This window comes from Cytophagaceae bacterium (genome assembly GCA_016722655.1).
Classification (GTDB): Bacteria; Bacteroidota; Bacteroidia; order Cytophagales; family Spirosomataceae; genus Leadbetterella.
This window is the reverse complement of the sequence record JADKIR010000004.1, coordinates 8,709-21,668: the sequence shown is the minus strand read 5'-3', so window position 1 is coordinate 21,668 and position 12,960 is coordinate 8,709. Positions and strand designations below refer to the sequence as shown.

The window sequence follows — 12,960 nt, the reverse complement described above, 5'->3', positions numbered from 1 at the left end:
ATTTGAATTGTAAAAATTGATATAAAATTGAAACAAAGAATTTATATTGATACTTCTGTTTTTGGAGGTTATTTTGATGAGGAGTTTTCAGAACATACAATACCTTTGTTTGAGAAAATTCATAAAGGGGATTTTATTTTACTTTATTCAAATATCACTCAGGATGAAATTGAAAATGCCCCGGAAAAAGTTAAAAAACTAGTAAAAAGTATAAAATCTGAATATACTGAATTTATAGAAACAACAAATGAAGCAATCGAGTTAGCTTCAGAATACATTTCAGAAAAAGTCGTTGGAAAGACAAGTTTTGCAGACTGTTTACACATAGCATTAGCTACATTAAATAAAGCAGATTTTTTGATAAGTTGGAACTTTAAACATATAGTTAATATTCAAAGAATAAGTGGGTACAATTCGATAAATTTAAAAAATGGTTTAAATCAACTGGAAATACGTTCCCCAAGGGAATTTGGAGATTATGAAGACAATTGAAAAAACATTTGATTCTGTAAAATTTATGCGTCAGCAAAGAGATTTGTTGAGTAAAAAATTATCTATGATGTCAACACAAGAAATACTGGATTATTTTAAAAAAAAGAGTGTTGAAAATAATGTAAAACCTTGTTCATAAGATTTTTACACAAAAAGCCATTTTATCCTTCAAAATCTCATTTACAAACTATTTTTAAGAGAGTAAAGGATAAAATGGCTTAGAAATTGAAACCTATTTCACCAACTTCATTTCATCAATCAGCCAGGTGGCTTTTCCGATTTTTTCAATGATAAAAAGTACATAGCGGGTGTCCACCATAATATTGCGACAAATTTCGGGGTCATAATTGAGGTCTGACATGGTGCCTTCCCACTGTCTGTCAAAATTTAAACCCACCAGATTTCCCCTCGCGTCTATCGCAGGGCTACCTGAGTTTCCACCTGTGGTGTGGTTGGTTGCAGTGAAAGCTACCGGAACTCTGCCTGTTTGGTCGGCATATTGGCCAAAATCTTTGTTTTTGTATATTTCAAGCAATTCGGCTGGAACATCAAATTCATAATCGCCGGGTTTGTATTTTTCCATTACACCGTCTAGGTAAGTTTGGTAATGATAACTTACTCCATCCCGCACGTTGGAGCCTTTTACCCTTCCATAAGTCACCCTAAGTGTGGAATTGGCATCAGGAAAATATTTTTTCTGAGTGTCAGTTTTCATTTGTTCAGCCATAAATCTTTTTTGTACCAGATCAATTTGTCCCTGGAGGGCATCATTGGTGCTGCCAGATTTTTCGGTGTAGAGAGATTTCATATTTCTGAAAAGTACCACCACAGGGTTAGACTTCATGGAAGCAACATTTTCCTTACTAAAGGTTTCGTCTTTGAGGGAGTTTACAAAATCAGAATTCGAAAGAAATGAGCTGTTTTTTTGTAACCATTCGTAACATTTTTGTTCATCAGAAAGAATTTTAAGCTCTTCAGGAAGTAAATCGGCAGATACTTTTTTGGAATACATCGTGAGGAGTTTTGCACTCAATTTCAAATCCAAAGCCGCATCATAATCTTTATAAAAAGCTTTGAGGGCATTTGCTACTCGCTTGCTGTTGTTAGCATCCAGTTTTGAGGCATCGGCCAAATCTATTGCGGCAGCGTAAAAATTAGCAACCCGCAGTATTTCAGCACCCCGGCTGATTTCATCAAAATAGGCTTTGTGAAGGGCATGTGGAGCTTGTTTTTGGTACAAATCTTCCAACTCGGCAATGGTCTTTGCAATGGCTGGATTTTTTGAAATCAAAAATTGCTCATAGTCTTTCCGTTTTTTTACGGCATTTGACCGTTCCAGACCTTGATTTTCCCCAATCCATTTTTTCCAATAATTGGCCAAAGAGGCGTATTTTGAGGCGTATTTTATTTTTATGGCTTCCTCCGAACGCATTTTTTCATCCCAGTTTTTCAGAATCAAATCCCTAACCTCGATACGGGCGGGGTTGGTCTCTTTTAAGGTTTTTTCTAAAGCAATGGCAGGAAGATACTCGTTGGTGCGTCCCGGAAAGCCATAAACAAAAGTAAAATCGTTTTCTTTGATGCCTTTGATGGAAACCGGAAGGAAATGTTTTGGCTTATAAGGCACGTTTTCGCCAGAATATTCGGCCGGTTCATTGTTTTTATTGGCATAAATCCTGAAAATAGAAAAATCACCGGTATGACGCGGCCACACCCAATTGTCGGTATCAGAGCCAAATTTCCCGATAGATTCCGGCGGGGTTCCTACGAGTCTTATGTCTTTAAATATCAGTTTTTTGTATAAATAATATTTATTGCCGGCATACATAGGTTTTATTTCCAGCTCTTCAAATTTTCCTTTGGGAGTATTTTTCAGGACTTCGTCCATTCTTTCTTTCAGGGTTTTTCCTAACTCAGCAGCCGTCATGTTTTCGGTGCCTGACAGAATTTTTGGTGTGATATCAATGATGTCGGTAATAAATGCAACATTGGCACCGGGGTTGGGCAATTCCTCACTATAATTTTTAGCCCAAAATCCATTTTTTAAATAATTATGATCAACACTGGAGTGGCTCTGAATCATGCTGTAGCCGCAATGGTGATTGGTCAAAAGCAAGCCATTGGGTGATATGATTTCTGAGGTACAGCCACCGTTAAATTGTGGTACGGCATCTTCGATACTGGGTTTCAGTGGGTCAAAAATGTCTTTGGCCGACACCTTCATGCCCATGGCTTTCATTTCCGTTTCGTTGATTTCGGTAGGTATCCACATACCACCTGATTGTTGAGCCTGAGCCGAAAAGCTAAAAGCAATTATTGCCAGTCCGGTAATTTTCTTTATAATCCTGTCTTTATTCATTATAAATGATATATAAATATTTGAATATTAGTTTGTTAAAATATTTCGCAAAAGTGCATAGTGCAATTTTACTTAAAAATAAATGTAAAATTGAGCAGGACATAATTTTTTACAAATTATCCTGAAGTTTTAATAGCAACCAACTTTTATTTGACTTAAAAAAAATTAGGATTTTGACCCGGAAAAAAATCTTTTTTTTTAACTATTTTTCACTACAAAATTTTAAAAGAAAATATTCTAAATTGTTTTGACTTAATATGTATAAACATTTAATAATGAATAAGTTTGGTGTTAAATTTTTCGAATAAAAAAGAACAAAAGTTTGATGACTTGATTAAATTTGAATAAAAATACTTTCTATGAAAAAACTATATTTATTAACTATCGCTTTATTGGTTTTTGCCAATGCAACCGGCCAAAAACTAAAACCATATATTCTTGCGGGTTCGTCTGCTTCATCGATTGATGTGGTGGAAAAAACTGTTCTTGAAAAGCTAAAAGCCAACGGATTTAGGGTGGAAGGTGCCTACAAACCTGTCTCGGGAAAAGACCGGGTGGTGATTGCCGTTAGTAATGATGATTTGGCAGCAGCTGTAAAAAAAATCGGTGGATTTAAAGGTTTTGCTCTCGCCCTGAGAGTGGCTTTGACTGCCGAAAACGGAAAAGTGTTGGTAAGTTATACCAATCCTGCTTATTGGGGTAGGGCCTATTTTACCGAAAACTGGGAGTCAGTTGCGGCAAATTATGAACGGTTTTCTGCTAAAATGAAAACTGCACTTTCGGAGTTTGACGATGAAGCCATTAAAGATTTTGGCTCAAAAAAAGGAATTGATGTGGTTGAGCTCAAAAAATATCATTACATGGCCGGAATGCCGTACTTCAAAGACAACGTCAAAATCAAAGAATTTGCGAGCTTTGAAGAGGCGATTAGTACGATTGAGGCAAATTTAAAATCAGGAGTAAAAGACGTTAGGAAGGTTTATGATGTGAAACTTAATGGCGAAAAAATGGTGCTTTATGGATTTGCCCTCAGTGGTGCAGACGGAGAGCGGTTATTTATGCCGAAAATTGACCTTTCAAGCCCTAAACACACTGCATTTTTGCCTTATGAAATGCTTGTAGTGGGCAATAAAGTGTATATGTTGCACGGCAGATTTAGGATTGCCTTGTCGTTTCCGGATCTTACAATGAGCCAGTTTATGAAGATTGTTTCCACGCCGGGTTATATCGAAGATAAACTTACAGAAGTTTGTAAATAAACGAGGAATGTGGCCAAAACCGAAATTGTTTTTGGCCACTTTTTTCTACCGAAAAACTTTTTTTTCTGAAACCTAAATAACATCATCTCACTATAACTTTCTGACTACAAGCTTCTCCATTAATATTTTTTGCAAAGATAAAATAAGTGCCGGTATGCAATGGATTTTTGAATTCTATCCGGAAATGGTCGTTTTTGTCAAGAATTTTATCAATTTCGATAATTTGACCATTTAAATCATTAAATATTAGTGTGCTTTTGTCTAATTGGTTGAAATACAGATTGATAAATCCCTGATTGGTGGTCGGATTGTCAAAAACTACACATTTGGCATTTACTTCAAGGAAGTCTAATTCGATTTTGTTTAGGGTAATTTTCAATCCATTTTCAAAAATATAGACCAATTGGTATTGATTCTTTCCTGTAAATGGCCGCAGGTCGATCGCCAATGGTTTGTCGATCATCCAATCAGCCCAATTTTTGTCATCATTACTTTTTTGTATGATTAGCTTTCCTTTTTCAGGGAAATTCCTGACCGAAATCTGTGGGTTTCCATTTTTATCTCTCTGGCCTTCAATCACCGGAAGTATGATATTGTTGCCATAAAAACCATATTCTCCTGTTGAAATAGTGGTAAACTCCAGGTATTTAAATTCTTGAATATCAGTATTTTTGAACTTAGTGTTTCCCAGGATTTTGTATTGACTTTCGTTGGGATTATTTCTGGATTCGCAGTCAGTATTGGACCCGGAGTAATTGACAACCCAAACACTATCAAGGTTTTTGACCGGAAAATTCAGGATTTCGGTTTCTGAAAAATAAGTTCTGATTTTTATAGGTTTAGAAAATGGCCGGGAAGTTTTTAAATTAAAATATTTGGGTAATAAAGGGCTATCTTTTAAAATTGAAATCAAATTTTGCGAGCTTAATCTAAAATCAAAACTTACCAAGCCCAAATTTTGCCCTGTTGGATGAATTGCTGTCAGTATTTTTCCATTTTTTTCATAGAAATAATTCCAGTCATTGGGGTTTAAATTAGACTGCTGAACTGCAAGGCAAGTATCCATTTTACTTTTTCCCTGATAACAAGGTACAAAAACGAATTCAACTTTAATTGGTTTTGAAAAACAAACATTTTTACCCAGAATGCGGGCAAAAAATAATTGGTTTTCGGTGTGAGAATCTAAGTTTAAGGTGTTTTCAGTGAAAAAATCGCTTTCTGTATCAGAATACCAACGGGTGGTTTGATCCAATAATTGAAGTGATTTTTGAGGTTCGGAGAAATTGCAAAAAGAAACAATAGTGTCTTGAATAGCAAAGTTTGGGGCCTCTTTAACTAAGACTTTTGTTTTAAGAAAATCAGATTCGCAGCCTTTTTCAGTAGTATTTTTTATCAAAAATGACTTTTCTCCTGCATTTTCCAACATTTTTTGAGAAATATGTAAAGTATCTAAATCAAAATATTGATAACCGGGTGATAATTCTTTTACAATTTTATCCCATTTTTCAAACTGACATACTTCTGAAATATCCCAAACCGGATTTTCGGATTTCGGATTTACCTTGATTTTGAAATCAGAGGTGTTGCGAATACAGGTAGATGTACCTGAATTCTGGAAAGTTACCCTCAATCTGTAATTGCCGTTATTTTTTTGTTCCGGAATAAATTTCGAGGCCGAATCTGCCTCTATGAAAACGGTGGAATAAATACTCCCCGCTTTCAATTGCCATTCCACCGACTTTGTTTTTCCTGATATTTTGACCTTTGCCTTACTCAAATTAATCTCTGTATTTTCACAAATATTGATATCATCAATTTTTGAATTGAGTGAATTGATTTTTAGACTTACCTCATTGGTGGTCAATTCTTTCAGGTTTTCTTTAACCATACATCTGAAAACCGAGCCGTCAGTGTAGGGTTTTTCTCCGGCATTATCAATTTTCAGGTCTTTGTTATTTTCGCCTTCCAGATTTTCAAATTGACCGGAAACTTGATTTTTAATTTGCCATTGATAATTGGGCGAATTTTCCCCTTTTAATTTTACCGAAAATGTAACAGTATTTCCCTCACAATTAGTTTGGTTGGTGGGTTGCGTTGCGATTCCAAATGCTTCAACAATCTCTGAAACAATCAAAAGTCTGTCTGATTCACAACCAAAGGAATTAGTTTGACTCACATAATAATCATGTTTTCCGACTTTAGAATATTCAGGATTTTGAGTTGTGAAAGCTTTGCCTGTTCGGCTGGTGTACCATTTCAGATTTTCGCCTTCGGCTTTGAATACGAGCGGGCTCCCTTCTTCCTGAGTATTTGGGGTAATATTTATTGGAGGATTGGGTTGGGGATGTACTGTTATCGGTACTTTCACACGTTTGCTTTCGCAGCCGTAATCATTCACAAGGCTACACCATAAAGCCTGCTCTCCGGGTGTTTCGGTGCCGATACTGGGTTGTTTTTTGTATGTAAAACCATTTTCTGAAGTTGTGAACCAAAGCACATCGAGATCAGAATTATGGTTGATTTCGATGGGCTCTAATTTCTCGTTTTGACAAACTTGTGCTCGATTAACTTCAGGTTCGGTAGGGTAGGCACCGATTTTTAAAGTCATGAGGTCCGTAGTTTCAACACAAGTTCCTGTGGAGCTTGCAAATTTTAGTGCACACCGATATTGCCCGGCATTTTCGAAGTTAAGTGATGAAATTTGCAAATGGGTACCTTCCGAGCCTGAAATATTTGAATTATTATTCAAAGTATCCCATTCGGTTCCAGTGCCAGTTCTATATTGCCATTGTGTTGAAATTGGGTCGCCTAGAATCTGATGACTGTTTGCCAGGTTAAGATCAAATGTTTGGGTAAGACATTTTTCCTGATTATCTAAATTTCCAGTAAGTTTATTAACATTTAACAAAACCGAGTCACTCAAGATTTCAGAGAAAGAATCTTTAACCTTGCATAAATAAAGTGTTCCATCGGGATTCTCTGTGTTTCCTACATTGCTGATTTTGAGTTGATTGGTTGTTGATTTGTCTATATTTGGCAAATCGTCATTTAAGCTCGAAAATTGCAATTCACCAGGTCTTTTTCTAAACCATTCATAATTTAATATGCCTGAACCTGAGGCATTTACTGTAAAGTCTGAGGTGTTTCCATTGCAATTTAATTGGTTGAAAGGTTGGGAAATTATTGCTAATGCAGCGAAAATAGTTGACGAAATTTTCAATCTTGGGCTTTCACATTGGCCAATAGTTTGACTCACCCACATAGTATATTTGCCAGGAGAATTAAACCTAGGTGCGGTAAGACTGAAATTATGACTGGTAGAATCTGAAAACCATTTTAAGTTTTGTCCTATCGCTGAAAATTCTAAGGTTTGTGGAGCAAAAATTGAATCAGGAGTGACATTTATCGGTGCTAAAATCCCTGGCACCACATTGATATTGAAAGTTTTAAAAAGCGAATCACAGGTATTTTTGCAAGAGACCTTAACTGGTCCAGAACTTACCGGAGAAATCGTGATTGAAGTAGAAGTTTCACCTGTGCTCCATTTCAAAGAGGCATTACAGCCATTTGCAGACAATAAAATTGATGACCCGGCACAAGTGGTTGAATCAGAGAAATTGGTTTCAAGACTTAATTCTGGATGAAAAACAACTGAAACCGCTTCTGAAACGGCCAGATTGCAGGAAGAATTTTCACAATCGACTCTTGCCCTGAAATACCAGGTGGAATCGGAGCCCAAATTTTGATTAGGAATTTCTAATGAATCACCCAAAGCATAATTTTGCCAAAAAGCGGAACTGACAGAACCAGAAATTTTATTGATTTGCCACTGAACAGGGCAGTTTCCTTGTCCGCCGATTATTGTTTTTGAAAGTAAAACTGAATTTCCAAAACAGACTTCAGCCAAATCAGTAGAAACCGAAACCACCGGATCAGGTACGATATTGTAAGTGACTACATTAGAAAATACTGTTTGACAAGAATCAAAAACCATTCTTCGGAAACAAGTAGTTGTATTTAATGTGGAAGGGTTGAAAGTGAGACCATTTGCCCCCGAAATATTCACCCAGCTAGGTTCAGAAGTAGAGCAATTTTCTGCCATTTGCCATTGGATGGTACCGCCACTTGGAGAAGTTAAACTATTAATGGTCCCAGGATTAAATCCCGCACAATTGGTTTGAGTATAATCCTGAATGGTGCCAGCAATTATTTGAGGTAAAACGGTGATGTTAACTGTCTGACTTTCAGGTGAACTACAATCTTGTGAAATGCAGTGGGCAGATAGGCTAAAACTAGATTCGGCAGGCAATCTCAGATTGTTTCCTGTCATATTATTACTCCAAAGCACTTGCCCTTCACAGCCGGTTGCGTAAATTGATACGGTATCACCAAGGCAAAAACGAGTTTTGTTTACCGTAATATTTGGTGCTAAAATCCCTGGCACAACATTGATATTGAAAGTTATAGAAACTGAATCACAGGAATTTTTGCAGGAAACAGTTATAATTCTTGAATTTTGAGGCGAAAGCATAACTGTAGAAGAAGTCTCACCTGTGCTCCATTTCAAAGAGGCATTACAGCCACTTGCGGTTAATAAAATAGAAGAACCAGCACAAATGGTGGAATCAGAAAATTTGGTTTCAAGACTTAATTCTGGACGAAAAACAACCGGAACGGCCTCTGAAACGGCCAGATTGCAGGAAGAATTTTCACAATCGACTCTTGCACGGAAATACCAGGTGGAATCATTTCCCACATTTTGATTTGGAATTTCTAATGAATCACTTAAGGCATAATTTTGCCAAAAAGTTGAACTGGCAGAACCAGAAACTTTATTGATTTGCCACTGAACAGGGCAAGTTCCTTGTCCGCCGAGAATAGATTTTGAAAGTAAAACTGAATATCCATAACAGACTTCATTCAAATCGGCAGAAACCGAAACCACCGGATCAGGTACGATATTGTAAGTGACTACATTAGAAAACACTGTTTGGCAGGAATCAAACACCATCCTTCGGAAACAGGTGGTCGTATTTAAAGCTGAAGGGTTGAAACTGAGGCCATTTGCTCCGGAAATATTCACCCAGCTAGGTTCGGAAGCAGAGCAATTTTCTGCCATTTGCCACTGGATGGTTCCGCCTGTGGAATTGGTCAAACTATTTATGGTCGAAGGATTAAATCCCGCACAATTGGTTTGGGTATAATCCTGAATGGTGCCAGCAATTATTTGAGGTAAAACGGTTATGTTAACTATTTGACTTTCAGGTGAACTACAATCTTGTGAAACGCAGTGAGCTGATATGCTGAAACTCGATTCAGCCGACAATCTCAGATTATTTCCTGTCATATTATTACTCCAAACCACCTGTCCTTCACAGTCGGTTGCGGAAATTGAAATGGTATCTCCAAAGCAAAAACGAGTTTTGATTACAGAAATAATTGGTGCAGAAATCCCTGGCACTACATTGATATTGAAAGTTTTAGACACCGAATCACAGGAATTTTTGCAGGAAACATTTATAATTCTTGAATTTTCAGGCGAAAGCATAACTGAAGTAGAAGTCTCACCTGTGCTCCATTTCAAAGAAGCTTTACAGCCATTTGCGGTTAATAAAATAGATGACCCGGCACAGATGGTGGAATCAGAAAAATTGGTTTCAAGGCTTAATTCTGGATGAAAAACAACCGGAACAGCTTCTGAAACCGCCAGATTGCAGGAAGAATTTTCACAATCGACTCTTGCCCGGAAATACCAGGTGGAATCATTTCCCACATTTAGATTTGGAATTTCTAATGAATCACTTAAGGCATAATTTTGCCAAAAAGTTGAACTGGCAGAACCAGAAACTTTATTGATTTGCCACTGAACAGGACAGGTTCCTTGCCCGCCGATAATAGTTTTTGTCAGCAAAACTGAATTTCCAAAACAAACTTCAGCCAAATCAGCAGAAACTGAAACCACCGGATCAGGCACAATGTGAAATGTAACGACATTGGAAAATACTGTTTGACAAGAATCAAACACCATCCTTCGGAAACAGGTGGTCGTATTTAAAGCTGAAGGGTTGAAAGTGAGGCCATTTGCTCCGGAAATATTCACCCAGCTAGGTTCGGAAGCAGAGCAATTTTCTGCCATTTGCCATTGGATGGTTCCGCCACTGGGATTTACTAAACTATTTATTGTCGCAGGATTAAATCCCGCACAATTGGTTTGGGTATAATCCTGAATGGTGCCAGCAATTATTTGAGGTAATACGGTTATGTTAACTGTCTGACTTTCAGGTGAACTACATTCCTGTGAAACACAGTGAGCCGATATGCTAAAACTTGATTCGGCAGGCAATCTCAAATTATTTCCTGACAAATTATTACTCCAAAGCACCTGTCCTTCACAGTCGGTTGCGGAAATTGAAATGGTATCTCCAAGGCAAAAACGAGTTTTGTTTACTGTAATATTTGGTGCAGAAATCCCTGGCACCACATTGATATTGAAAGTTTTAGAAACTGAATCACAGGTATTTTTGCATGAGACCTTAACTGGTCCAGAACTTACCGGAGAAATTGTTATTGAAGAAGAAGTCTCACCTGTGCTCCATTTCAAAGAGGCATTACAGCCACTTGCGGTTAATAAAATTGATGACCCGGCACAGATGGTTGAATCAGAAAAATTGGTTTCAAGACTTAATTCTGGATGAAAAACAACCGGAACGGCCTCTGAAACCGCCAGATTGCAGGAAGAATTTTCACAATCGACTCTTGCCCTGAAATACCAGCTGGAATCGGAACCCAAATTATGATTTGGGATTTCAAGAGAATCTCCCAAAGCATAATTTTGCCAAAAAGCTGAACTGACAGAACCAGAAACTTTATTGATTTGCCATTGAACAGGGCAAGTTCCTTGACCACCGATAATAATTTTTGTCAGCAAAACTGAATTTCCAAAACAGACTTCAGCCAAATCAGATGAAACCGAGACCACCGGATCAGGCACAATGTGAAATGTAACGACATTGGAAAATACTGTTTGACAAGAATCAAACACCATCCTTCGGAAACAGGTGGTAGTATTTAAAGCTGAAGGGTTGAAAGTGAGACCATTTGCCCCTGAAATATTCACCCAGCTAGGTTCGGATGCAGAGCAATTTTCTGCCATTTGCCATTGTATGGTTCCGCCACTGGGATTTACTAAACTATTTATTGTCGAAGGATTAAATCCCGCACAATTGGTTTGGGTATAATCCTGAATGGTGCCAGCAATTATTTGAGGTAAAACGGTGATGTTAACTGTCTGACTTTCAGGTGAACTACAATCTTGTGAAGCACAGTGAGCTGATATGCTGAAACTCGATTCAGCCGACAATCTCAGATTATTTCCTGTCATATTATTACTCCAAACCACCTGTCCTTCACAGCCGGTTGCGGAAATTGAAATGGTATCTCCAAAGCAAAAACGAGTTTTGATTACAGAAATAATTGGTGCAGAAATCCCAGGCACTACATTGATATTGAAAGTTTTAGACACCGAATCACAGGAATTTTTGCAGGAAACATTTATAATTCTTGAATTTTCAGGCGAAAGCATAACTGAAGTAGAAGTCTCACCTGTGCTCCATTTCAAAGAAGCTTTACAGGCACTTGCGGTTAATAAAATAGATGACCCGGCACAGATGGTGGAATCAGAAAAATTGGTTTCAAGGCTTAATTCTGGATGAAAAACAACCGAACAGCTTCGAAACCGCCAGATTGCAGGAAGAATTTTCACAATCGACTCTTGCCCTGAAATACCAGCTGGAATCGGAACCCAAATTATGATTTGGGATTTCAAGAGAATCTCCCAAAGCATAATTTTGCCAAAAAGCTGAACTGACAGAACCAGAAACTTTATTGATTTGCCATTGAACAGGGCAAGTTCCTTGCCCGCCGATAATAATTTTTGTCAGCAAAACTGAATTTCCAAAACAGACTTCAGCCAAATCAGCAGAAACTGAAACCACCGGATCAGGCACAATGTGAAATGTAACGACATTGGAAAATACTGTTTGACAAGAATCAAACACCATCCTTCGGAAACAGGTGGTCGTATTTAAAGCTGAAGGGTTGAAAGTGAGGCCATTTGCTCCGGAAATATTCACCCAGCTAGGTTCGGAAGCAGAGCAATTTTCTGCCATTTGCCATTGGATGGTTCCGCCACTGGGATTTACTAAACTATTTATTGTCGCAGGATTAAATCCCGCACAATTGGTTTGGGTATAATCCTGAATGGTGCCAGCAATTATTTGAGGTAAAACGGTTATGTTAACTGTCTGACTTTCAGGTGAACTACAATCTTGTGAAATGCAGTGTGCCGATATATTGAAACTTGAATTGGCAGGCAATCTCAAATTATTGCCTGTCATATTATTATTCCAAACTACCTGTCCTTCACAGCCGGTTGCGGAAATTGAAATGGTATCTCCAAAGCAAAAACGAGTTTTGTTTACTGTAATATTTGGTGCAGAAATCCCTGGCACAACATTGATATTGAAAGTTTTAGAAAGCGAATCACAGGAATTTTTGCAGGAAACAGTTATAATTCTGGAATTTTCAGGCGAAAGCATAACTGTAGAAGAAGTTTCACCTGTGCTCCATTTCAAAGAAGCTTTACAGCCATTTGCGGTTAATATAATAGATGACCCGGCACAAATGGTTGAATCAGAAAAATTGGTTTCAAGACTTAATTTTGGATGAAAAACAACCAGAACGGCCTCTGAAACCGCCAGATTGCAGGAAGAATTTTCACAATCGACTCTTGCCCGGAAATACCAGGTGGAATCATTTCCCAAATTTTGATTTGGAATTTCAAGAGAATCT

The 12,960-nt window shown here is 37.6% G+C and carries 5 protein-coding genes; 3 read left to right on the top strand and 2 right to left on the bottom strand.

Translation table 11 applies throughout. The features are described 5' to 3' along the window. Positions 1-27 precede the first annotated feature (27 nt). Both IPP61_00675 and IPP61_00670 read left to right on the top strand, forming a co-directional pair. A complete protein-coding gene (locus IPP61_00675; protein MBL0323695.1) occupies positions 28-492 on the top strand; it encodes a type II toxin-antitoxin system VapC family toxin in 465 nt (154 codons plus the stop codon). Next, complete coding sequence (locus tag IPP61_00670; protein MBL0323694.1) at positions 479-631, top strand: hypothetical protein; 153 nt, start codon at positions 479-481, stop codon at positions 629-631. The genes IPP61_00675 and IPP61_00670 overlap by 14 nt, the downstream gene beginning before the upstream one ends. A gap of 93 nt (positions 632-724) precedes the next feature. Here the strand turns inward: IPP61_00670 and IPP61_00665 are convergent, their stop codons facing one another. Beyond that, positions 725-2,851, bottom strand: a complete 2,127-nt coding sequence (locus IPP61_00665; GenBank protein ID MBL0323693.1) for a S46 family peptidase — start codon at positions 2,849-2,851, stop codon at positions 725-727. Positions 2,852-3,210: 359 nt separating this feature from the next. Here IPP61_00665 and IPP61_00660 point away from each other — a divergent pair, with 359 nt between their 5' ends. Continuing rightward, entirely contained in the window at positions 3,211-4,110 is a 900-nt protein-coding gene (locus IPP61_00660; protein MBL0323692.1) for a hypothetical protein, read from the top strand. An 82-nt stretch (positions 4,111-4,192) separates the two neighbouring features. Here IPP61_00660 and IPP61_00655 read toward each other — a convergent pair whose 3' ends face one another. Continuing rightward, complete coding sequence (locus IPP61_00655) at positions 4,193-11,953, bottom strand: hypothetical protein (protein MBL0323691.1); 7,761 nt, start codon at positions 11,951-11,953, stop codon at positions 4,193-4,195. Positions 11,954-12,960: the final 1,007 nt, after the last annotated feature.